General features: G+C 43.5%; 22 protein-coding genes. 13 read left to right on the top strand and 9 right to left on the bottom strand.

Annotation, left to right across the window (positions count from 1 at the left end):
• The first annotated feature begins 202 nt into the window (after nt 1–202).
• The 10 genes from AAEY72_RS08420 to AAEY72_RS08375 all read left to right on the top strand — a co-directional run bounded on the left by AAEY72_RS08420 (nt 203) and on the right by AAEY72_RS08375 (nt 8,843).
• Nucleotides 203–403 carry a hypothetical protein gene (locus tag AAEY72_RS08420; RefSeq protein WP_352310194.1) on the top strand — a complete coding sequence of 67 codons (201 nt, stop codon included), beginning with the start codon at nt 203–205 and terminating at the stop codon, nt 401–403.
• 136 nt (nt 404–539) lie between these two features.
• Nucleotides 540–830 (top strand): helix-turn-helix transcriptional regulator, encoded by a 291-nt coding sequence (locus AAEY72_RS08415; protein ID WP_352310193.1) that lies wholly within the window; start codon nt 540–542, stop codon nt 828–830.
• A gap of 2 nt (nt 831–832) precedes the next feature.
• A complete protein-coding gene (locus tag AAEY72_RS08410; RefSeq protein WP_352310192.1) occupies nt 833–1,366 on the top strand; it encodes a KilA-N domain-containing protein in 534 nt (177 codons plus the stop codon).
• Nucleotides 1,356–1,631 carry a hypothetical protein gene (locus AAEY72_RS08405; RefSeq protein ID WP_352310191.1) on the top strand — a complete coding sequence of 92 codons (276 nt, stop codon included), beginning with the start codon at nt 1,356–1,358 and terminating at the stop codon, nt 1,629–1,631. Before AAEY72_RS08410 ends, AAEY72_RS08405 begins: the two co-directional genes overlap by 11 nt.
• Nucleotides 1,624–1,965, top strand: coding sequence for a hypothetical protein (locus AAEY72_RS08400; protein WP_352310190.1), 342 nt, complete (start codon nt 1,624–1,626; stop codon nt 1,963–1,965). Before AAEY72_RS08405 ends, AAEY72_RS08400 begins: the two co-directional genes overlap by 8 nt.
• 165 nt (nt 1,966–2,130) lie before the next feature.
• On the top strand, nt 2,131–2,739 hold the full coding sequence (locus AAEY72_RS08395) for a hypothetical protein (RefSeq protein ID WP_352310189.1): 609 nt from the start codon (nt 2,131–2,133) through the stop codon (nt 2,737–2,739).
• Nucleotides 2,740–2,848: 109 nt separating this feature from the next.
• Nucleotides 2,849–3,478 (top strand): hypothetical protein, encoded by a 630-nt coding sequence (locus tag AAEY72_RS08390; protein WP_352310188.1) that lies wholly within the window; start codon nt 2,849–2,851, stop codon nt 3,476–3,478.
• 154 nt (nt 3,479–3,632) lie between these two features.
• Nucleotides 3,633–5,399, top strand: a complete 1,767-nt coding sequence (locus tag AAEY72_RS08385; protein WP_352310187.1) for a DUF927 domain-containing protein — start codon at nt 3,633–3,635, stop codon at nt 5,397–5,399.
• 1,023 nt (nt 5,400–6,422) lie between these two features.
• Complete coding sequence (locus tag AAEY72_RS08380; RefSeq protein WP_352310186.1) at nt 6,423–7,451, top strand: sialidase family protein; 1,029 nt, start codon at nt 6,423–6,425, stop codon at nt 7,449–7,451.
• A gap of 1,017 nt (nt 7,452–8,468) precedes the next feature.
• On the top strand, nt 8,469–8,843 hold the full coding sequence (locus AAEY72_RS08375; protein ID WP_352310185.1) for a hypothetical protein: 375 nt from the start codon (nt 8,469–8,471) through the stop codon (nt 8,841–8,843).
• Between the two features lie 136 nt (nt 8,844–8,979).
• On the opposite strand, the gene AAEY72_RS08370 is transcribed toward AAEY72_RS08375, so the two are convergent.
• The 3 genes from AAEY72_RS08370 to AAEY72_RS08360 all read right to left on the bottom strand — a co-directional run bounded on the left by AAEY72_RS08370 (nt 8,980) and on the right by AAEY72_RS08360 (nt 11,840).
• Nucleotides 8,980–10,641, bottom strand: coding sequence for an alkaline phosphatase D family protein (locus tag AAEY72_RS08370; protein ID WP_352310184.1), 1,662 nt, complete (start codon nt 10,639–10,641; stop codon nt 8,980–8,982).
• Between the two features lie 114 nt (nt 10,642–10,755).
• Entirely contained in the window at nt 10,756–11,145 is a 390-nt protein-coding gene (locus AAEY72_RS08365) for a hypothetical protein (RefSeq protein WP_352310183.1), read from the bottom strand.
• Between the two features lie 179 nt (nt 11,146–11,324).
• Nucleotides 11,325–11,840, bottom strand: coding sequence for a hypothetical protein (locus tag AAEY72_RS08360; protein ID WP_010199475.1), 516 nt, complete (start codon nt 11,838–11,840; stop codon nt 11,325–11,327).
• A gap of 320 nt (nt 11,841–12,160) precedes the next feature.
• On the opposite strand from AAEY72_RS08360, the gene recJ reads away from it, so the two are divergent.
• Nucleotides 12,161–13,972, top strand: a complete 1,812-nt coding sequence (gene recJ, locus AAEY72_RS08355; RefSeq protein ID WP_352310182.1) for a single-stranded-DNA-specific exonuclease RecJ — start codon at nt 12,161–12,163, stop codon at nt 13,970–13,972.
• A 93-nt stretch (nt 13,973–14,065) separates the two neighbouring features.
• On the opposite strand, the gene AAEY72_RS08350 is transcribed toward recJ, so the two are convergent.
• The 6 genes from AAEY72_RS08350 to AAEY72_RS08325 all read right to left on the bottom strand — a co-directional run bounded on the left by AAEY72_RS08350 (nt 14,066) and on the right by AAEY72_RS08325 (nt 19,672).
• Nucleotides 14,066–14,731, bottom strand: a complete 666-nt coding sequence (locus AAEY72_RS08350; RefSeq protein WP_010199481.1) for a trimeric intracellular cation channel family protein — start codon at nt 14,729–14,731, stop codon at nt 14,066–14,068.
• A gap of 89 nt (nt 14,732–14,820) precedes the next feature.
• Nucleotides 14,821–15,456, bottom strand: coding sequence for a trimeric intracellular cation channel family protein (locus tag AAEY72_RS08345; protein WP_352310181.1), 636 nt, complete (start codon nt 15,454–15,456; stop codon nt 14,821–14,823).
• Between the two features lie 14 nt (nt 15,457–15,470).
• Nucleotides 15,471–16,607, bottom strand: coding sequence for a multidrug resistance efflux transporter family protein (locus AAEY72_RS08340; RefSeq protein WP_352310180.1), 1,137 nt, complete (start codon nt 16,605–16,607; stop codon nt 15,471–15,473).
• 178 nt (nt 16,608–16,785) lie between these two features.
• Nucleotides 16,786–17,517 carry a 7-carboxy-7-deazaguanine synthase QueE gene (gene queE / locus AAEY72_RS08335; RefSeq protein WP_352310179.1) on the bottom strand — a complete coding sequence of 244 codons (732 nt, stop codon included), beginning with the start codon at nt 17,515–17,517 and terminating at the stop codon, nt 16,786–16,788.
• 226 nt (nt 17,518–17,743) lie between these two features.
• Nucleotides 17,744–18,565 (bottom strand): 2,3,4,5-tetrahydropyridine-2,6-dicarboxylate N-succinyltransferase, encoded by an 822-nt coding sequence (dapD, locus tag AAEY72_RS08330; protein WP_010199491.1) that lies wholly within the window; start codon nt 18,563–18,565, stop codon nt 17,744–17,746.
• A 165-nt stretch (nt 18,566–18,730) separates the two neighbouring features.
• Nucleotides 18,731–19,672, bottom strand: a complete 942-nt coding sequence (locus AAEY72_RS08325) for an alpha/beta fold hydrolase (RefSeq protein WP_352310178.1) — start codon at nt 19,670–19,672, stop codon at nt 18,731–18,733.
• Nucleotides 19,673–19,974: 302 nt separating this feature from the next.
• On the opposite strand from AAEY72_RS08325, the gene AAEY72_RS08320 reads away from it, so the two are divergent.
• Nucleotides 19,975–21,090: an FAD-dependent oxidoreductase gene (locus tag AAEY72_RS08320; RefSeq protein ID WP_352310177.1), complete on the top strand. Its 1,116-nt coding sequence runs from the start codon at nt 19,975–19,977 to the stop codon at nt 21,088–21,090.
• 270 nt (nt 21,091–21,360) lie between these two features.
• Nucleotides 21,361–22,359: an arsenosugar biosynthesis radical SAM (seleno)protein ArsS gene (gene arsS, locus AAEY72_RS08315; RefSeq protein WP_352310176.1), complete on the top strand. Its 999-nt coding sequence runs from the start codon at nt 21,361–21,363 to the stop codon at nt 22,357–22,359.
• Nucleotides 22,360–22,367: the final 8 nt, after the last annotated feature.

Raw genomic sequence — 22,367 nt, 5'->3', positions numbered from 1 at the left:
CTCAGGAGTGTAGGTTTGTCTTTTCATTGTCGTATTCTCTCAGAATATTAAGTCTCCGACAATCCCGGGGCGGTTCAAACAGTTACAAAGCCAAGAAACCTCGCAAGCCGATGACGTACAATTAAATGGTATTGCTAAATATAACGCTGATAAATCATTTATTATTTCTACAAGCCAAGCATTTGCTAGTTATATATGGAGTATGGACACTGAAAAGGCGATTAGAACGGGTGACATGGTGCAGCAAGTAAGACACGTTATGCACAATGTAGCACCTAAATTGTTACCTGATGACAAAGCTATAAGAGAATGGCTATCAGGTATTGCACCAGACTATGCAAAGAAAGCGGGTAAAACTCCAAAAGATGCCCCTAGTGAAATATCCCTAATCATGAAAAAGTAATGTCCCTAAACGCGTAAAATTCCTGTTTATGTCAATAAACACGGTGTACAGGGAATTTTCTTAGTCCGCCTCACCTCATAAAGTAGTAACCACTGGACGTTACATAACGTAGCGTCATTTAGTGGAGCTGCACACGATGACACACCCCACCCAAAACACGCCAGTAATTCCTTTTACTGATAACACCCCTCACGATACCGAATCAACTACTGCAAACAGTCCAGCTATGCAACTGCCTACTACGGGCATGGGTAGAGCTAAGGACATTTTGCCGTTCCTACCTTTTAGCAAAACCACCTTGTTTGAATGGTCAAAAGATGGACGTTTTCCAGCTGGCAGAAAGTTATCACCAACGATGACCGCATGGAGCTATGCCGAAGTACATCATTGGCTTAACAGCCACACCTCAACCACTAGCGAGGTGTGATCATGCTTATTATTTCAAACAGTAACATAGGTATGAAAGACGGGCTTTACTCGCTCAATGATCTACACAGAGCGAGTGGCGGACTTAAACGACATCAACCAAGTAACTTTATTCGTAGAAAACAGACTCAAGAATTAATAACTGAAATAAAGACGGAAAACTCTAGCTCCTCAGAAATGAGGATCTTAGAGCCAGTAAGGGTTGTAGAGGGTGTTCAGTTAGACGGAGCACCACAAGGTACATTTGTATGCCATGAGCTTGTCTATAGTTACGCAATGTGGATAAATCCACGTTTTCAATTATTAGTGATACGTGCTTTTGACTCGATGACGAGCCAGCAAAATACACTTAGTCAGCAATTCAATGAACTGTGCAGAGAGTACAACACAGTAAATAACAACTTGAGTCGCGCAGGGCGTTTCCTAAACATTGGTGGTAAACAGATTAAGCCACAAATAAAGCAAGACATTGATAGCACGCTGAAACAGATGCAACCTAGCCTTGAACTTGTAGGAGGTGCTGACAGTGAAAAATGATAGTGAATTTCTAGAACCGCGCCTAGTGGCAGTAGATAGCTATTACTTGTCTATCATCAATGACCGCATACAAGACCTATCAAACGATGCAGAAAGCCTAGCAATGGCGCTTAGTGCGATCAGTACCGATGATGACACAAGTAAGGGCGTGATAGTCGCTGTAAGGTCTGCCTTACTCGCTAACAGTGAACTAGCAACCATTTTGAGCAAACAAATGGACGGACTTATCTTATTGCCTAAGCTGGAGGTAACAGACCATGAGTGATAACCATACCAAACCCAATCTAGCAGCTCACCACGGGCAGCACAGCGACAGCCAGCCTCACAAACGTAGCTTACTACTTAGATTTATTATTTTTATGGCATGGGTGGCAGGTATTGGCTTGCTACTGTCACTAATCGCGTGCCAGCCAGTACAACCAAAACCGATTGCAACCAATACCAACAATGGTTACTATATAGACCTCTCAAAACTTACTAGCGGACAAGCCAGCCGTGACATCTTGGCTTTTTTTGTGCCTGTCATTGGTATGGACTCTCAATCCTCAACCAAACAAACAGACACAGCCCCACAAGGGGGCAAACCATCATATCTATAGCAAATCACTTGCTAACCGACTATGACGGGTTGACGTTGCAAAATAAAATAGCCGAAAGGCGAATATGCAGGGCGGTTTCTAGTAAGACCGAGAGTAAGACCCGTCACCCTATATCTTTACTGTATAGCGTGGCATTAACTCAAAACTTACTAGGAGCTATCCATCATGGGTAATTCAATCCGTACGACCTCACACACCCAAACCACTACCAACAGCACACCAGCCACATTCAAGGCAGGTGACAGCGTGCTATGCCCGTCATTGAGCCTTATCCCGTTTGTACTTCATAATGACCCATACGGCAAGCGCAAACTATTGGCACTTACTCACGATGACAGCCACTTGTACTATGACAAGCAGGGCTATTTTGTCCCAGCATGTGATAAACAAACAGGCGATTATCAGCCGTCACTATTTCATGACACGCCAGCAAACCGCCAAGCGATAGCCACGCTATACAGTGGCAGCCAAACCAACCAACGCACAGTAATAGACACCACCGAAGCAGACGATGACGAAGTGATCTTAATATCTGCCTTTGAGCTATCAGATATTGTCTGTGACATTGAAAGTGCTGCTACTGTCATAAGCGACATGGGCAAGCTGTTAGCACTCATTCACTACGAAAAAATAGATACTAACACCGCTATATCAATGGCGCGATTGACACATGATGCCACTGTAACGTGGGACGACTTATTACAAAGACAGGTAAGCTCAATCAAAGAAACCCTAGCAATAGCAATGACTCGTTACGGCAAGGAGGGTAAATAGTGAAAACCTACCCACCAAAGCAGAGCCGTAAGCACGCCAAGCGCAAAAGCTACTACAAGAAGTACAGAGCCACGCGCCAGCCAAACCAGTCACAAGCAAGGGGGACTAGATGACCACCACACCACAAACGATAGACAATAAAAAAGCCCATGCGGACAACACGGGCGCTCATACTCTCTTACAAGATTGCAAGCCACCTACAGAGGAACAGCTGGCAAACGATCCATTTTTAATCAAACTCAATGACATGCTAGAACCTGAACGGCTGCTATTTGTTACAGGTGACACCACTATATATTATGGTGAACAAATTGGCAAAACCGAACCAACAGCCAACATCATAGGCTTAGCATTGACCGATAAACCAGGCGATATAGTAGGCGCGGTATTCTACACACCAAACAGCAAAGTAAAGCCCATTGTCATTGATCCTACAGGGTATGGCGCTATCGTCATTGGTGACACTAACAAAGCCTATGAGGTGATAGCCTTTAATGATCTAGATGATGGTATCGAGGTTTACAGCTACCTGATGAGCAGTGATAAAACAATCATTGTTAGCCCTCAAAAAACCAAGCAATGCCTTAAAAAGATGGTGCAGCACTGGAGCAGCGGATCACAGGTTACCGTACCTATGACGCTTGATGGTAAGGGCTTAATCAACCTATTAGCAGGTGTAAAGGCGCGAGCATTGGTTACAGTGGCTCATATCGTCACCATGCTGCATGCTGCAAGCTGACAGCTATTAAGCAATACTGGCAGCCGATGATACCAAGCTAATCAACTTACAAGATACTGCCTATTATCCTGAATGGCGCGATGATCCCCAGCTGAATGAACCAATGATCTATAGTGATGGGCGTTTTGAACTCTATCACGATGGGTTGTTTTTCGTGAAGTATAACGATTATGACCCAGCAAACATTACTTTCAAGTCTAAGGCGTTTGTTTGTTCACCGATAGAGGTTATCGCTAAGACACGGGACACAAGTAGCGGTACATGGGGGCGGTTACCGCAGTGGCGTGATGATGACAGCGTATTGCATCAATGGTCAATGCCTTTATCACTACTACAAGGCGATGCCCGTGAATACCGCCGTGAGCTGGCTAGTCAAGGCTTGAATATTACCACCAACCCCAAACAGCGCAGCTACTTAGACACCTATATTCAAAACTACCCTATTCACAAACGGGCGTTATGCGTGGATGAGTTAGGCTGGCACTATAAGCAATATATATTACCTGACAGAGCCATAGGCAGTGATGGTAAACAGCTTATCGTCTATCAGTCTGCAAATAGCATTAACAGCACCCTAACCCAGCAAGGAGAGCTAGCACAGTGGCGTGATAAATTGTGCAAACCACTAGCAGAACAAAGCCGTTTTGTTTTCTCGATTGCTTGCGCGTTCGCTGGTCAATTACTCGAGCTATTGGAGTATGACGGGGGCGGTTTTCACCTCTTAGGCTCATCAAGCATGGGCAAGTCATTATCGCTTAAATTGGCTGCTAGTGTATGGGGCAACCCTGACAGGTACGTTAAGACATGGCGCAGCACTGACAACGCGCTAGAAGGCACAGCAAGCGAGCACAATGACAGTTTTCTACCACTTGATGAGATCAGCGAATGTGATCCCAAAATAGTAGGTAAAACCGTTTACATGCTGGCGAATGGTCAAGGTAAAGGGCGCAGCACCACCACTGGACACAATCGCATAGCCAAAACATGGCGCATTATCTTTTTGTCCAATGGTGAGGAGTCGCTACAGAACTTTATGGCGCAAGCAGGACAGAAAACCAATGCAGGTATTGAGGTTCGAGTAGCGCATATAGAGGCTGATGCTGGCAAAGGCTTAAAGACCTTTGATAGTTTGGTACTGGCAAAAACAAGCGAAGCACAAGCCGATAGGATAAAAGAGCTGTCACACGCTTACTATGGATCAGCTGGCATTGCATGGCTAGAACATATCACCAGTGACAAAGCAGCGACCACCGCCAACGCTGGGCAACTTGTCAGTGACTTTATGAACCAGTACAGCGACCTGACAGCACAGGCGCATAGAGTAGCTAAACGGTTCGCTATCGTGGCTGCTGCTGGTGAGATAGCAACACAGGCAGGTATAACAGGGTGGCAAGCAGGACAAGCAACCACAGCCGTTATGACGTGCCTTGATAATTGGCTTGATAACTACGGGCGTGATGGTGAGCATGAGCAGCGCCAAATCATAGATCATATTAAGGCGTTTATTGAACAGCACGGATCAAGTCGCTTTCAACCTTGTCACATTCACACATACCAAGATTTTGAGCCTAAAATCAATAACCGCGTTGGCTATCACAATTACGACACAGGGGAATATTATTTCTCTACCAGTACGTTTGATGATGTGTGTTCACCATTTAGCAAAAGCAAAGTACTACAAGTGTTAGATGAAGCTGGATTGTTGAATGTGACTGAGAGTAACCGTAAAACGTGCAAAGTCGCTTTACCATTCAAAAAGAACCGCCAGCGTGTTTATGCGGTCAAAAGTGAGGTATTAAGTTGTGAAACTACAAAAAGCACTGGGACAGCTGGGACAACTCATACACCGCAAGGGATAGAACCTGTCCCAAGCATTAAAACACCACTGGGACAGCTGGGACAAAATAGCTCAATTTGTTAATCTGTCCCAAGTGTCCCAAGCAAAAAAGTAGATGCAGACAAAAATAATCTAAGGTGGGCGTTTAGCGTCTGCCTTTTTTTGTGCTTGATGTTTATAAATGTTTATCGTGAGATCAGTTTGAGCACCGGCAGCATGTTAATAAATGTTAAGGTTTAAAATTAAATAATTGGTACTCATTAGACAGACAAACCTTTTTTATAGTGTAAAGATACCCTAAGGTTTCCCCTAGGTTTTCGGACATCTTAGAACCTGACAAAACCCAACATTCAAAATGAAAATACGAAGTAGTGAACCTGTCAAAACCGTACATTCAAAATCAATTTGCACCACCTTGCATGTTGTCATTTGTTAACATTGTCAGCACTGACTACCCCAAGATCACCACAAGGCTAGAACCTGTCAAAACCTGTTATTGCTGACAAATGCTAACATTGAGAACCTAATAAAACCTGAACCCTCACATAGTAAAACCTCATAAAACCTCACATTCAAAACCAAATCACACACCGCGCAATGCTGGAATAGATACCCCTAAGTTTGGGGTTATTTAGTTTTCGGAGTCCATAAAAGGGGCAATTTTCGGACATCGTAAGCAGGGTTAAAAAAGAGTTTATGGAACAGTACGCACACGCGCGAAGCAAGCACTAATTACAGGGGACTTTTGCGAACAGTACGCGCATGTACAAAGGAGTTTTTAGAGTCCATAAAAAGGGGTAGTTTTGCGACAAGTAACGAGGGAGGTTATTACACACGTTAGGGTTATGGACACAGTACGCACACAGGTGCAGCTTATACCAATGCTGGCTAGTTTTCGGACATCTTAGAGGGTAATTAAAATAATACTTGGAATCCATAAAATGGGACTTTTTGCGAGTCCATAAAAAGAGCATGAAATAAGTAAGCGATATCAATTATAAACAATATGCTTTCAACAGTAGATGATAAAATGTTCTATCGCTTAAACAATGAGGTGTTATCTTGCTAAGTAAGTTGCTAATAGTACTATTTCTTGGGTTTTCATCAATGACAGTTTTAGCAGATGAAAAAAATCAAGATTTGTGCGTAAGTTTTAATGATGCGTCACACTTAGGCTCAAATAGCTATCGCAGTAAAATTATCTACAACGAGAATTACGATGCATTTCCTTACGCAACCAAAATAGGCAACAGTATTGTCGGTATTTTTAGCACTGGTACTGCGCACGCAAAATCAGATAAACAGGTTATGTTTAGATCAGATGACGGCGGTGACACATTTAGACTCAAAGACTTTTTTATCAATGACGACCAAACTTATGATTTTAGCCTAATAGCTGATTTACTAAGCGAGGGGAAATCGGTTGATTTGAAAGTTTGGAACTTGAGAAAAAATGCAGGTTTAGTTAAAGCAACAACTACGAGTAAAGCTGATGGGTATTCTATCTGGTCAACACCTAAGAATGCAGGGGCTAGGCTCTATCGTACTGGTTATAACGCTAAAACTTGGCAAACCGCGTTGCTTGAGTCATTAGATGGTGGTATTACATGGAGATTTAAGAGTGTCATAGCTCCCGCGACAGCAGGTAGGCAGTTTAGTGAGGCTGACATTGTCAACACACATTCAAACAACTGGATTGCTTATATTCGTGAAGATAAGGGCAAGAGTAATAATCTTTATAGCTCAATTTCTACCAATAATGGTAATACGTGGTCAATTCCTACAGCTTTAGACCCTAAGCTTATCAATGGCCGTCAACCAAATTTGACTAAACTAGATGATGGATCGATGATTCTAATCACAGGTGATCGAACAGGCAAATCAGGTTACGCAGGTGGATCAGGCGATATAGTTTATGGCAACGATACGACAGGTATAACCATCTTTAGAAGTACAGACAATGGCAAAACATGGTCAATTAGAAAAAGAGTAAGCCCAATTTATAGTACTGATGGTGGTCAGCCTTTTGTGGTTGATTTGGGCAGAGGAAAAATATTTATCGTATGGTATGCACGCAAGACAACAAAGGGTAAGCCATCAATTAATAGCTGCACTATTGATATTAATAACTTGTGAAAAGGAATAGAAAAAGCAAGATTGTCGTGAAAGTGAGTATAAATTGATACACAAGTTATTCTAACCTTGGCAAGTTTGAGATAGTTTTTGATGTCCATAAAAAGAGCACGAAATAATTAAGCTAAGATAGGACAAAGTAAAATCACCTAATGATTTAGATAACATTTAGAGATAGCGACCATGCGCACATTGAGCGACTATATACATCTAAGCATTAAAGCCTACCGTAACAGCTACAAAGCCCACAGCATGGCAATGAGCTCAAGGTATACCGCTATAACATCGAGCTATTAAAGACTCAATGTAACTATGGCGGTTATCGGTACTGGTGGGCGTGGTGCCCATCGTGTAGGCATTACATAGGCACCCAAACATAGCTATAGTGTTTAGAGCGATTTAACCCCATGCAAGAAATTTGCAAGTAAGAAATAATATTTCTAAGTTGCTAGCACTTTCAGCAGAACTTTAATAATACAATCAATTACAAAATAATCTTTAGTTGATAAGGTAGGCACTGAATAACAGAAAAATAAAAAACGATTGTTGGTATTATGGTTGGTATCGTCTATTTTAAAAATACTAATATGTTTTATTATCAAATACTTATACTTATACTTATACTTATAGTTTAGTTTCCGCCATCCCCACCAAATATTTTAAATAAAGTCAGTCACTTAGGTGGCTGGCTTTTTTTATGGCAATTTTTTTGTTATTAGCTTTCCTGATTAGCATATATAAGCTTAACCATATCAACTATAGATAATAGTTACTTGGATGAGTTTAATTGATTCGGTGTAATGGACATTTTTCATGCTGGCTCAGATTTTAAATCTATATACCGTCTCACTATTACCAACCGCACACGCAGTTTTACATTTCCTGTCTTAAAAAATAGCCCTCTATCTTATAGGATACATTAACAAAGCACGACCTACCAAGCATGCAAATGAATGCTGGGTGATGGTCATAAAGTCAGGCGTGCTAACGCATATTATAATTGAGGTCAGGGATATATCCATGTTTGATATCAAATCATTTTTTAAAAGAGAAGTAGAGAAAAAACTCATCAATGTAGACGATTATATTTTTATGCCTGAGCGAGTAGAGATGGAGCTGGAGGACGGATTATTAAATTGTGTACTCAACAGTGATGGTCGAGTCGATATTTTTTATAGTAAGCAAGGCGTGACAGAGGTCAGCTCGGCATCGCGTAAGCATCCCTTTACGGCATTCGAAACCGAACTATATCATGGTGTTTATGATGACGTTATTAATGATTTGATCAAAGAAGTAGACAAGATTATCGATGGCTCTTCTAAGTATTTTAGTAGCAGTAAAATACTGCCTTTTACAGCAGCTCTGTCACAGAGTCCAGTTGACAAAAACAAGTAATAAGCTGAGAAGAGTGGATGGTACAAAGGCTCAGCAACAAAAAGGGTGCGTTATTTATAACGCACCCTTTTTGTTGTTTTGTATTCTCAACGAACATTACTTTGATGCTTTAAATATCTGTAGCACTTAACGATACTTATATTTTCATCCCGACGGCTTTATTTGCAGCAGCTAAAGCAGCGACTTTGGTGATAGGACGAGATTGACTGCCTTCAACCAAGTGATTGGTCTTCGTCTGAGTGTACAGCCCTTTGGCAAAGCGAGTACTGTCATCGCGCTTAGTCAGCGTGTCGGTATAATACCAGTCGCACTGGCAGGCCTGCTCGGTGATGTCGAGTAGCATATATCCATGATCGGTTTGATTGTTAAACTTCTGATGGGGATTAGCCTCTGCTCCATTGTTATTTTCAGGGAAGGCAAGGGACGTCAGAGCAGGGCAAACGAACTCGACAGCCAGCGACCCTGCACCAGTATTTGGGTTGTAGCTGCTAGCATCGAATGGGTTTTTACAGACATCAAAAGCGAAGGAAGCATGGTAATCGCCAGTCAGCACGACGGTGTTATCGATATTGTTGTCTTCAATAAAATTGAGCAGACGATCGCGCGCACTGGCGTAGCCATTCCAAATATCTCCGGAGTTGGTCGCAGATGCACCTTTGAACGGCGCTAAAATGACTTGTTGTCCCAGTATTTGCCATGTCGCATCGCGGCGCTTTCCCTCTAGCATATTTAGATAGAGCCAGTTTTCTTGCTCAAGTCCTAGCAGTTGGCGCTCAGGCTCATTACTGGCTGTCGCATCTAGCTTTTCACGGCCAAATATACGCGTGTCTAGCATATTTAGATCAAACAACTTACCAAACTCAAAGCGTCGATAAATCCGCAGCTGACTGTCGAGCTCGTTGCTGCTATCGTCACGGATAGGCATCCACTCGTGATAGGCGCGAACCGCTGACATTTTGCGCTCTATATAGCTGCCTTTACTATCAGTATGGAACCGAGCACCATCCTTCCATGAGTTGTCTGCAATCTCATGATCATCCCAAACGGCGATAAAGGGATGTTGGCGATGACATTCTTGCAAGTCAATATCAGTGCGATAGCAGGCATAGCGACGGCGATAATCTTCTAAGCTAATGATTTCATTCTTTGGGTCTATCGGACGCTCTTCTATCAAGGATTGATCGCGATAAAAGCCCTCTGGATACTCATAAATATAGTCACCCAAATGCAATACGGCTGATATATCTGCTTGTTTAGCGATATCTGCATAGCCATTAAAATAGCCATAACCATAATTAGAGCAGGAAACCACTGCTAAGCGCACGCGATCTACTTCGCTGGCTGGCAAGTTTGCATTGGGTATCGTGCGCGTGCGACCGATAGGGGATGTATAGCCTAAAGCTTCAAAAGCGTAATAGTAAGTGGTATTAGGTTGGGGAAGCTTTGGGTCGACTTTGACCGTAAAGTCAGACTCTGAGGTGGCCAATGCTCTGCCGCTAGCGACAATGTTTTTGAGCTCTGGATCTGTCGCGATGACATATCCGACTGGAATGCTAGTGGCACTGATACTGCCGTCATTGGTAATTCGTGTCCACAGTATCACTCGATCATGCCAAGGGTCACCGCTGGCGATTCCATGTACGAAAGGTGCTGCACCTTGATAACCTAAATCGTCTACCTTATCTAAGGTATTCGAATTGGTGGAGTCATCGTCTGATGAGCAAGCACTTAGCTGGGTCAACAAAGTACCTGCTACGGTCACCTGACCGCCTAGTTTTATAAACTCACGTCTTTTCATCTATCATCCTTGATATAAAGTGAATTTCATTTACACCTAATTTATACGAGTAGGCTTGGTTAAGCAATCGCTAACCCAGCTTATGTTCACTCTAAAAATACAAAGCGTTTTAATTTATTTGGCGAAATTTGCATAACACGTTTGTAGAGATTTGGCGACGACTCTAGTAACCAACTGTGTGCGATACTGTGTATCTATCGCCGCATTACCTAATTCAACGATGGTCACTTGCTGCGGGGCTTGCTCACTGACACAGCCACAGACATTGCTTTTTATGGCTTCTTCTTGCGTTTCAGTCATGGCTACACTGGCAATGCGCCAAGCACTTTGATTTTCAATCTGACTACGGCACTGATTATCAACCGCGGCTTTAAATACGTTCATACCGATATTATTTGCTGTGCCAATCGCATTGCCAGCATTAGTATTCATACCGTCAGTCGTTGTGCAACCTGCTATGGCAAAAGTAGCGAGCATAGCTGTTGAGATTAAGATTTTTTTCATGGGTTAGTCCTTTAAAGTGTCGGTGCCATCTAAAACTGTATATTATCAGCAAAACCTAATAATGACACCATTAACCAACTGGCTTATTTTAACTTCCAATTATATGGTTCATAAAAAAGCCAGCTAAGTAGTTACTTAACTGGCTTGATATAGATGTAAACGAGATTGCTCAATTTGTCTTAGACATTCTTACCGTGTTGCTTTTGCTGAATGTCTTTTGCCAATTTGTAGCACTCTTCGATATGATCATTCGCGATTTTTTTGAAAATCATATAGCCCATCGTAGCAGCAACCATTTGGCCACCTAACGGGATGAATTTCGTCACTTGCTTGGCAGCGATACGACCGCCGAAGCCTTGTACGGTCTTTTTGACGATACCGCGCGTCGCCATTAATCCTGCAAAATCGACAGTACGATCTTTTAGAGCGCCCCAATGAATCGCGCGTGACTCTAGGTCAACTGCTGATTGACGTCCTTCAATCAAGCCAAAGCGTTCACTGATTTCTGGCAATAGCTGAGTAAGCATGCCCGCATCCACAGCGACATCAAAAAATGGCACAGGAATGATGGCGACACCGGCAGAATATTTGGCGCGTTTTTTGACCAGCTTTTGGCACTCTTTTTTGACTGTTTCCAAATCTAAGCTAGGATCGATGGTATTTGGTAGTTTTTCAGCGGTTGGTGTGGTTTTCATAACGCATCCTCATAAATAGTTAAAATAAAAAAATCAGATTAAAAATCTCAATAGATAGCAAGTCTCTCAGTTGGTTACTATTTTATGGATTTATAAGAGGCATACAATCATTGCTTTGTAGCAAAATGCAGAAAAATACGGTCACTATGCACCGTTTTTGTAAATGCGCAGTTATGTGCGCTAGGCAGGTAAGCATGGATAACTTGTTTTATGCAGGCAGTAAAGTATGATTTATTACAATGTAATGCAATCAAAAACGATATACCGAGGCATTATAAATTACCATTGTGACCCTCTGCTAAAGCCAGTAGAATAGCCTCATGCTAAATTTAACCCCCCGTTATACCAGCACTCGCATCGACGAGTTGCCCACCGCGTTGCAACCACTTGCCGCCCAATCATTAACGCTCGCTCGCTTATATGCAGCTCGCGGTATTACCCAGCCCGATGAGCTTGAGACTGGCCTGTCAGGTCTGTTGCCCGCAGAGATGCTGCATGGCGTCACAGAAGCAGTGCGTCTATTAGACGTTGCCATCGATGACGGTCAGCGTATCCTTATCGTGGGCGATTTTGACTGTGATGGCGCGACCAGTACCGCGCTGATGATGCGTGCACTCAAAAAAATGGGCGCAGTTGTCGACTTCCTAGTACCAGATCGCTTTAAATACGGCTATGGTTTGACGCCAGAGATTGTCGAATTAGGCATTAAGACGTATCAGCCAGAGTTGATTGTCACGGTAGACAACGGTATATCAAGTCATGAAGGCGTGGCACGTGCGCAGGCCGACGGCATCACTGTGATCATTACGGATCATCATCTGACTACCAAAGAGACACCACCTGCTGAAGCGGTGGTCAATCCCAACCAGCTCGACTGCAACTTTACCAGCAAAGCGCTCGTAGGGGTCGGCGTGGCATTTTATGTGCTCGGACGCTTAGCTAAGCTGCGCCGTGAAGCCGATAAATCTACCGTGCAAGTCAGTCAGTATTTGGATTTGGTGGCGCTTGGGACGATTGCAGACGTTGGTGTACTGGATAAAAATAATCGCATCTTAGTGCATCATGGACTGGCGGCTATCCAGCAAGGACGCTGCTGTCTGGGTATATTGGCATTGCTTGAGCAAGCGGGCCGTGATCCCCAAAAGATGCAGGCGCAAGATTTTGGTTTTGTATTAGGACCTCGTATCAATGCTGCCGGACGTATGGACAATATGCGCATCGGTATCGAGTGTCTATTGACCGAAGACTGGAGTACGGCGCAGCGCTTGGCGCAAGAGCTTGAGCAGCTAAACCGTACCCGTCGTCACGTAGAAGGTGAGATGCGCGCGCAAGCGGATAGCATCGTACAAGCATTAGCTGCTACTAATAACGATAATGATGCTGACGAAAGCGGCGATACTATTATTCAGCATAACACTGAGAGACAGGCTGTTAATAATCAAGATCGCAGCATTATTTTGTATCAAGATGACTGGCATCAAGGTGTTATCGGTATCGTCGCTGGACGTTTAAAAGAAAGTCATTATTTGCCCAGTATCGTTTTTGCGCCAGCAGATACAGAGCGTACAGGTGACGACGATGCCATTAAAGGTTCTGCGCGGTCTATCGCTGGCGTGCATATTCGTGATGCGATTGAACAAGTTGCTGAACGCTATCCTGACTTAATCAGCCATTTTGGTGGTCATGCGATGGCAGCAGGTCTGACCTTGAAGCGTCGTAACTTTGAGGCATTTGCCACAGCGTTTAATGACGTCATGGCAGAGATGGAGGATGACGTATTTGCAGAGCAGAAGTTCACTGATGGAGCGTTGCAGGCGAGCGACTTTAGCTTATGGTTCGCTGAGCATTTGGCCAATGCCAGTATTTGGGGTCATGGCTTTGCACCGCCGATATTTGATGGGGTATTCGAAGTATTAAGCTTTAAGGTATTAAAAGACAAGCACCTTAAACTATCACTGCGTTATCCTGATGTGCAGTATCCGATTGAAGCGATTTATTTTAACTTCGATAGCGAGGCATGGGACTATCGTGCCGAAAAAGTGCACGTGTTATTTCAATTGGATATTAATGAATGGAATGGCAAACAAAGTCTGCAACTGATGGTAAGGGACTTAGCAGTCGTTAACGAATAAGGATGTTACCTTATTCTAAGGCTACGAAAAAACAATGATAAGGCGTCAACTGTGTTTAAGGTTGACGCTTTTTTAATATTGGCATTGTAGGGTTTAATACTTCCATTCAAGAGCAGGGAATTGCCAATCGTAGCGAATGGCGAGCATTCTTAACGTAAAAATCGTAGTCATGGCAGAGATGTCAGCAATCCAATCCGCCACGCCTAAATTGTGCAGGGCAAAGTATAGAATGCCGCCTGTTAAGGCTGCGGTGATATAAATCTCTTGCTGTAGCACCAGCGGAATCTCATTGCAGATCATATCGCGGATAATACCGCCGACAATAATAGTAATCACCCCAAGTAATAAGGCCACAGGCACATTGGCACCCATACTATCGGCAACCTTGATACCAATCAAGGTAAAGGCAGACAGACCAATGGTGTCGGAGAGCTTGAGAAATCTATCGACGCGTCTTGAATTAGGACGAAAAAATATTTGTGTCGCTAATGAGCAGAAGGTGATGACGGTCAAGTAGCTCATATCCACCATCCAAAACAGTGGATGACGATCCAAAATTACATCACGGACGGTGCCGCCGCCGATAGCGGTCACGATTGATACCAACAAGCAGCCAAAAACGTCAAATTTTTTATGTTTTGCTAAGATAGTCCCTGAGATACTACAAGCCACAATGCCGATCATGTCAAACAAGTAGAGCAAAGAACGCGGGTCGAACGTCGTGATCAGTACCGTAGGGTCCAATGCGATAGCCAACATGTGCGAATCTCAGTAAGTTTTTATGATGCTTGGCTAAGCATTATAAGCGAATATAAGAGAGGTTGCTTTTTAAACAATCCAAATCCGTCTTATTTAACCAAGCGAATAGAAGGCAGGTGCCAATCAAAGCGCAACGCTAACATTCGCACTGCAAAGATAACGCCCAGCATAACAAATTCATTCAATCCGGCATCCATACCCAAACTGTCAAGCAGCAAATAAGTGACCGAGCCTACAATACTAGCAGAGATATAAATCTCGCGCTGGAGCACCAGCGGTATCTCATTACAAATAATATCACGTAGCATACCGCCAATAATGGCTGTCCAAACACCCATCATAATGGCAATCACGGGCGACATATCTTGGGTCAATGCTATTTTAAAACCAATAACGCTAAAGGCGGCTAGTCCAATGGCATCAAAGAGTTTGAGGGCGTTATCAATCTTGTGATACAGATGAAAAAATATCTGTAGGATAAGGGAGGTGACGGTGATGACAACCACATAGTTAAGATCGGTCATCCAAAATAGCGGATGGCGATCTAGCGCCATATCGCGTAGCGTACCACCGCCAATGGCATTGACCATCGAAACTAAGATGCAGCCAGCAATATCGAAGCCTTTATGTTGGGCGAGCAAAGTACCGGCGATAGCACAAGCAATCACACCAACCATATCGAGTAAATACAGCAGAATATCAGGAAAAATAAAATTATTCATCATAGCGTTATTTGGTCTCACCCATCTTTGGCAAACAGTACCAGTCCCAACATAATCAGCCCAATACCGACCAACCCCAATGTGGAAGGTATCTCGTTGTTGAGCAATAATATACCGCCTATCAAGGCAAATATCACCTCGCTGGCTTGAGTAGAATCAACGCCCGCAACCTCACTTGAGGTAACCGCTTGCTCACGTGCATACAAAAATATGGTGGTCGCTGCCACACCCGCCAATAGAGCAACGAGCAACGTATTAAATATTTGTGAGACTTGTGGTTGATCAGGGCGCACTATAATGCCTAAAAACATCCAAAAGGGCAAACTCCCGAGCGTCATTAGCCATACTTTATTAAAGGCATTTTGCAGCAGCGTGGTTTCGATAGAGGGAATACGAGCAATTAGGTTTTGTAAGGATGATGTTGCCGTCTCACTTTTATATGTATTATCGATATCGGTAGCATCATATGTGGCAGCTGGTAAATCATAGGCTTCAGATATAAGTGGCTCATTATTATTGAGATTGTCTCGTTTAGCCTTTAACGCCGCTGATTCTTGTAGATGAGTATTACGCTGGCGAGCATTATGAGACGCTTGCCAAACCAATTGATTGCCAATGGGATAGCTAAAAGCGGCGATGAGAGCAGGTAATGCGCCATAGAGCAGCATATCAGACATGGGGACGGCGTCAGCATCGACTATGGCCGCCGCGTGCAATCCTTCGCTGACATTGACCAGTACCACACCGATAAAGACAATAACGGCATAGACGATGAACTTTTTATCAAAACGTTGGCCAAATGCCAGTAAGACGAGCAGGCTAGTCACGACGGTAAACATAAAGGTAGCTGCTACCACCCAACCGGCGACATGGTCAGCGGCATAGCAAATACCCGTATAAAATAGCCCGAACCCGATACTGCCAGTCATGCACCAAAAACCCCAGTGCTGAAAAAAAATCGCTGTCAGCGCTTTAATACGACCAAAACCATGTTGCATCACGATAACAGCGGTAATAATCAACCACATAAAGACATAGCGGAGACTGGCTGACCAAAACCAGTGACCGCCTGCATCACTCATCAGCTCGTTTAAAATAAAAGTGGAACTAAAGAACGCACCCGCCAACAAGCCGAGTAAAATGAGTTTGACCATCCCTGAATCCTTACCGTTGGCTATATAGAGTCAATCCTCTATAAATTGGATACGGTGTCAAGCTTGCTCAGTCTACTACTTGTAGTACTTTCACTCGCCTTCCTTGTATCCAAATTATACTGAACCGACTATATGTCCGTTCGTTTAGTGATTTTTACCTGCTTTTTTGTGGGCTTTTCTATTTACCTTTAGCATCTGCCCAAATGATTTTGTGCAATTGTAATTGAAAGCGGACAGGCAAGGCATCAGCCAGCATCCATTCAGCAAGTTCTCGTGCTAACACAGGTACGTCAGGGCTAAACTGTTCATCGATATCATCGGCGACGTTAAACATCGGAGAAAACCAAACGGTTCCGACCAATTCATTTAGCTTATGCTCGATCAACATAGCTTGCGCCCAGTCGTAATCTTTACGGTTCATGATGACAAACTTGATTTGGTCATGCTGAGTAAGATGGTCCAAATTTGACCATAAGTTTTTATCGACCTCGCCTGAGCTTGGCGTTTTAAGATCCATCACCTTGCTGACCGCTGTTGGTACGTTTTCTACCGTGAGCGCGCCTGCGGTTTCAAGGGATATCTCATAACCATCGCTCAGCAAACGTTTCATCAATTCAATGGCATTCGGCTGTGCTAATGGCTCGCCGCCTGTCAGACAAATACGCTTGCAAGGATAAGCTTTGATGGTTTCTATAATGGTCTCTAACGACTGACGTTCGCCGCCCGTAAAGGCATATTCGGTATCACAATAGACACAGCGCAGCGGGCAGCCAGTCAGACGCACAAATATTGTCGGCAAGCCTGACGTTATCGCCTCACCTTGCAAAGAGTAAAAAATTTCAGTCAGACGTAATCCTGCTTCAGGATCAGTGACAGGAATAGCGGCGGTGCGTAATGGTGATTCACTCATAATATGTCAAATACAGTTAAAGGTTGATAAGGCGATCAGGCACTTATCAATCATAATAAAAAAGGCAGGTGGTTGTGTGGATGTTTTTATGTTTGCATAAAGCCAAACCAACAAAGGATTATAACGTAACGCCTTATATTAAGCTGCAAAAAAGATGCTGGAGTCATCCTCCAGCATCTTTATATAAAACAATATTATTTAACAACTAATAGTACGTGCTAAATATTTAGGCTAAGCGTAATAGCTCATTTACCGATGTTTTTGCACGAGTTTGCGCGTCGACTTTTTTCACGATGATAGCAGCGTACAAGCTGTGTGTGCCATCTTCTGACGGTAAGCTACCCGGTACGACAACAGAACCTGCTGGTACACGGCCGCGATGAATCTCGCCAGTCTCGCGATCATAGATACGCGTTGACTGACCGATAAATACACCCATCGAGATGACTGAGCCTTCTTCGACGATCACGCCTTCAACGATTTCAGAACGCGCACCGATGAAGCAGTTGTCTTCGATGATCGTTGGATTTGCTTGCAATGGCTCCAATACACCGCCGATACCAACGCCGCCTGATAGATGCACGTTTTTACCGATTTGGGCACATGAACCGACCGTTGCCCACGTGTCGACCATCGCGCCTTGATCGACATATGCGCCGATGTTGACATACGACGGCATTAATACTGCGCCTGCCGCGATGAATGAGCCTTTACGAGCGACTGCCGGTGGTACAACGCGTACGCCTGCTTCTTTAAACTGTGCTTCAGTCCAGTTAGCAAATTTAGTCGGTACTTTGTCATAAAACTGTACATGTTCGCCAGCTGCTTGAACGTAGTTGTCGTTTAAGCGGAATGATAGTAATACCGCTTTTTTTGCCCATTGATTGACGACCCATTCGCCGTCTTTCTTTTCGGCAACGCGCAAGCTACCATTGTCTAGTTGCTCAAGGACTTGATTAATAGCATCACGTACGTCTTGTGGCATAGTGCTTGGGCTGTATTCATTGCGGTTTTCAAAGGCTTGTTCGATGGTTTGTTGTAATGACATGGATAAAAATTCCTAAGATGGATGAAAGGTAAATAAAAAGATTTTATCGTTAACTATATCGTAAAGAATCGACTAAAAATATTGCCTGCCACATTGTCGCTAATTTGGCAGCTTTTAGCAAATAAGTTGGGCGTAATGGTCATTGCTTATAATAAATAATGCCGTCTAGACCGTTGAGCTATTATCGTCTATCCATTCTAAGATATCGTGATAGACCACTTTATTAGCCTGCTCATGTAGGGGCTCATGGCGCATGTTTGGATAGAGCTTTACACTCACGTTATTAAAATTTTGTTTCTTTAGGCGGCTGACAATATTGCGAATGCCGCTGCCCATGTCACCGATGGGGTCGCTTTTTCCACTGGCAAAAAGCATCGGAAAGTCTTTGGCAATTGTCGTGGCCCAGCCTTTATGCAAGCTAGTTGCCATCAAGGTAAACAACGTCATAAAACCATTATTGGTAAAGTCAAAACCTGTGAGTGGATCGGCTTCATAAGCGGCGATATTGGCTGGGTTTTCACTGATCCAAGCAAACTGTGAATCAGAAGTACGGTTATTAAGCTTGCTGTTAAGTACCTTGTTCATTACCTTGGCAAATACGGCGTTTGGCTTTCTTGGTGCAGCTTTTGCCAATAGTTTATTGATTGGTAGTAGCACTTTGGTCAACGGATTGGCATCAGCAGTGCCCATCAAGATAGCACCGGCAAAGTCTTGAGCATGGTGCTTTAGGACATTACGGACAATAAATGAGCCCATAGAGTGTCCCATGACAAAGTGCGGCACATGAGGATGACGAGCCTTTAAGCTATCAGCCATAACGATGACGTCTTTTAACAACGACTGCACCGGATGCTCGCTGCCAAAAAACCCCAAATCAGCGTGTGTTTTTACCGTTTGACCATGACCAAGCTGATCGTAAGTTGCTACTGCAATACCATTATCAGCCAAAAACTGGGCAAAGTCCGCATAGCGACCGCTATGCTCTGACATGCAATGGACGATCAGTAGCGTGGCTGTAATCTTTTTGTCGCTATCGCGCGGCTCAAAAAAGGTATGATGCAGATAGTGGGTATTATCAGAGGAGGTGATCTGGTCAGAATTACTCATAAGCGTAGAATCCTTGCATGGTTAGAGGATAAAAACAAACTGTTTTTATGGTTTTTAAGTGTTTAACGACGAGCACTAAACGTATTGTCAATATGGCTTTGCTAGAGAATAAGCCGTCAGTCAGGTTGTATTATCACGATAGATGATTGCTGCCACCAATTTAATCACAAAGCCTTAGCAGGTCAATATTATTTACTGAATCGTCGTTATCGTACAATAGTCTTGCTTTAAATGCTTTTAACTTATGTTTTAATTTCTATTGCCAAACCATTCAAAAACTATCAAAGACACTGAGCGATGAGATGCCCACAAAAAAAACGCCTGTAAAAAAACTGCTGTTGGCAGGTGCTGGTCATGCGCATATTGGCTTGTTGCGTCGACGCTGTATGACACCTTCCATCAAATTAGATATCACATTAATCAGCGCACAGCCGCAGTTTGTTTACTCTGGTATGTTGCCTGGTTGGATGGCGGGACACTATACTTTAGATAATATCCGTATCGATATAAAGTCACTCTGCTCTCAAGCAGGTGTGCGCTTTATTCAGCAGCCAATCGTAAAAATAGACGCTAAATCTCAGCAAGTCATGACCGCTGACGATAGGCATTATAGCTATGATGTATTGTCATTAAACACCGGTGCAGATACTGATATGCGCTGGTTACATAATGCTGAAACGAGTAGTGTTATTGCTATTAGGCCATTATCAGAATTTATCACACATTGGCAGCAGATTCTGACGGATGCTCGACAATCTAAAAAGTATCAACTGGCTATCATTGGGGCTGGAGCGGCAGCGATAGAGTTGGTCATGGCTGCTCAAGTCGCGCTACAGCAAATCAATACTAACCATCAAGTGACACTGGTGTGCGGTGAGCATCTTTTATCGGGATTTAATCCGCGTTTTCAACAGCGTGTTATGAAGCAGCTATATCGTCATAACATCAATACGGTTCGACAGCGTGCGACAGATTATCACGATGGTCACTTATCGACCACACATGACTCGCTGCCAATGGATTCTGTCATTGCTGCTACTGGTGTGATGGGGTCAGCATGGACAGCCGCTACTGACTTGCAAACCATTGATAATGGTTTTATCGCTGTCAATGCCCTGCAACAGAGCGTTTCCCATCCGAATGTGTTTGCTGTCGGCGATGTAGCCACGCGAGTAGATGAAGACATGGCACATTCGGGAGTTCATGCGGTACGTGGCGGTGCTATAGAAGCTGATAATTTGCTAGCATATCTGAGAGGTGAGCCTATGCAGAACTATCAGCCCAAAACACGTACGCTATATTTATTGTCTTGCGGTGATAAATACGCTATCGGCAGTTGGGGCAAGTTTAGCGTGCAAGGTCGCTGGGTTTGGTATCTAAAGCGGCAAATCGACAAGCGCTTTATAAATGCAAAATAACGCTTTTGACCCGCTTTATAATTTACATTTGACCATGATATTTCCTTTTTAATAAAAATATTAGGGACATAATACGGTATCATTGATTAGTTAAACTGGAAAGAAAGCATAAATTGATTAGCAACTTGTCAATAATAGCTATGATTTCTATTGTGGTTTAATGATGATACTCAAGATTTTTTATTATCAATGAGTTTGTATGACTTCTGAGACTGAGTCAAAACTGACTTAATCTGCTAATAAAATGCTACTGAATGGATTCAATAATTTATGAAATCTACCATTGAACTACTCGAATTTACCGATTTTCCCGCTATCAAGCGCCGTCATCTGACGATATTACAAGTCAATATGGGCTACTTATGCAATATGTCTTGCGTCCATTGTCATGTGGCTGCCAGTCCTTACCGGACAGAGATGATGTCACGTGAGTTGGTTGAGATGATACCCAAAGTGCTGCAAGCGCAAAATATCGATACGCTCGATTTGACGGGCGGTGCACCTGAGATGCATGAGGACTTTAAGTATTTGGTAAAGGCGGCTCGCGCCCTAGGTGTCAAAGTAATAGATCGCTGTAATCTGACTATCCTCATGGAAGATGGGTATGAGGACATGGCGCAGTTTTTAGCAGACAATCAAGTTGAAGTGGTGGCATCCTTACCTTGTTATTCCTTAGAAAATGTAGACAAACAGCGCGGTAAGGGCGCTTTTGATGACAGTATATTGGGACTGCAAAAGCTTAATGCATTAGGTTATGGCAAGCCTGATTCAGATTTGACATTGAATTTGGTCTATAACCCACAAGGTGCCACGCTGCCGCCCAATCAACAGCAGCTTGAAGCGGACTATAAGCGCGAGCTAAAAGAACATTTCGATATTGAGTTTAATCAGTTGTTCGCTTTGACCAATATGCCGATTCAGCGTTTTGGCGCGGTGCTGTTGGCCAAAAACCAATTCCACCCGTATATGGATTTGCTCAAAGAAAATTACGTGGCTGCCAACTTAGCGGAAGTCATGTGCCGCTCGACCATCAGTGTCAACTGGTTGGGTGAATTGTTCGATTGCGACTTCAATCAGCAGTTAGAGATTCCTGTACCCAATAAGTCACGTCAGCACCTAAGCGATTTGCTGACTCAAAACCCTTCTGGTGACGTCATCGCTATTGCTGACCATTGTTATGGTTGCACAGCAGGACAGGGGAGTAGTTGCGGTGGCGCGCTAGAAGAAGAGACAGCAGACCAGACGATAGAAAACACCTCATCGATTTAAACGGAGTT

This window comes from Psychrobacter sp. W2-37-MNA-CIBAN-0211, assembly GCF_040309405.1.
In the GTDB taxonomy this organism is placed as follows: Bacteria; Pseudomonadota; Gammaproteobacteria; order Pseudomonadales; family Moraxellaceae; genus Psychrobacter; species Psychrobacter glaciei.
The sequence above is the reverse complement of the archived record's forward strand: the minus strand, read 5'-3'. Positions and strand labels throughout refer to the sequence as shown.

What these genes read in the sequence shown, in the direction of transcription:
- AAEY72_RS08420 (WP_352310194.1), top strand. Translation starts at nt 203, where the DNA reads ATGGACACTGAAAAGGCGATTAGAACGGGTGACATGGTGCAGCAAGTA.
- AAEY72_RS08415 (WP_352310193.1), top strand. Translation starts at nt 540, where the DNA reads ATGACACACCCCACCCAAAACACGCCAGTAATTCCTTTTACTGATAAC.
- AAEY72_RS08410 (WP_352310192.1), top strand. Translation starts at nt 833, where the DNA reads ATGCTTATTATTTCAAACAGTAACATAGGTATGAAAGACGGGCTTTAC.
- AAEY72_RS08400 (WP_352310190.1), top strand. Translation starts at nt 1,624, where the DNA reads ATGAGTGATAACCATACCAAACCCAATCTAGCAGCTCACCACGGGCAG.
- AAEY72_RS08395 (WP_352310189.1), top strand. Translation starts at nt 2,131, where the DNA reads ATGGGTAATTCAATCCGTACGACCTCACACACCCAAACCACTACCAAC.
- AAEY72_RS08390 (WP_352310188.1), top strand. Translation starts at nt 2,849, where the DNA reads ATGACCACCACACCACAAACGATAGACAATAAAAAAGCCCATGCGGAC.
- AAEY72_RS08380 (WP_352310186.1), top strand. Translation starts at nt 6,423, where the DNA reads ATGACAGTTTTAGCAGATGAAAAAAATCAAGATTTGTGCGTAAGTTTT.
- AAEY72_RS08375 (WP_352310185.1), top strand. Translation starts at nt 8,469, where the DNA reads ATGTTTGATATCAAATCATTTTTTAAAAGAGAAGTAGAGAAAAAACTC.
- AAEY72_RS08370 (WP_352310184.1), bottom strand. Translation starts at nt 10,641, where the DNA reads ATGAAAAGACGTGAGTTTATAAAACTAGGCGGTCAGGTGACCGTAGCA.
- AAEY72_RS08365 (WP_352310183.1), bottom strand. Translation starts at nt 11,145, where the DNA reads ATGAAAAAAATCTTAATCTCAACAGCTATGCTCGCTACTTTTGCCATA.
- AAEY72_RS08360 (WP_010199475.1), bottom strand. Translation starts at nt 11,840, where the DNA reads ATGAAAACCACACCAACCGCTGAAAAACTACCAAATACCATCGATCCT.
- recJ (WP_352310182.1), top strand. Translation starts at nt 12,161, where the DNA reads ATGCTAAATTTAACCCCCCGTTATACCAGCACTCGCATCGACGAGTTG.
- AAEY72_RS08350 (WP_010199481.1), bottom strand. Translation starts at nt 14,731, where the DNA reads ATGTTGGCTATCGCATTGGACCCTACGGTACTGATCACGACGTTCGAC.
- AAEY72_RS08345 (WP_352310181.1), bottom strand. Translation starts at nt 15,456, where the DNA reads ATGATGAATAATTTTATTTTTCCTGATATTCTGCTGTATTTACTCGAT.
- AAEY72_RS08340 (WP_352310180.1), bottom strand. Translation starts at nt 16,607, where the DNA reads ATGGTCAAACTCATTTTACTCGGCTTGTTGGCGGGTGCGTTCTTTAGT.
- queE (WP_352310179.1), bottom strand. Translation starts at nt 17,517, where the DNA reads ATGAGTGAATCACCATTACGCACCGCCGCTATTCCTGTCACTGATCCT.
- dapD (WP_010199491.1), bottom strand. Translation starts at nt 18,565, where the DNA reads ATGTCATTACAACAAACCATCGAACAAGCCTTTGAAAACCGCAATGAA.
- AAEY72_RS08325 (WP_352310178.1), bottom strand. Translation starts at nt 19,672, where the DNA reads ATGAGTAATTCTGACCAGATCACCTCCTCTGATAATACCCACTATCTG.
- AAEY72_RS08320 (WP_352310177.1), top strand. Translation starts at nt 19,975, where the DNA reads ATGCCCACAAAAAAAACGCCTGTAAAAAAACTGCTGTTGGCAGGTGCT.
- arsS (WP_352310176.1), top strand. Translation starts at nt 21,361, where the DNA reads ATGAAATCTACCATTGAACTACTCGAATTTACCGATTTTCCCGCTATC.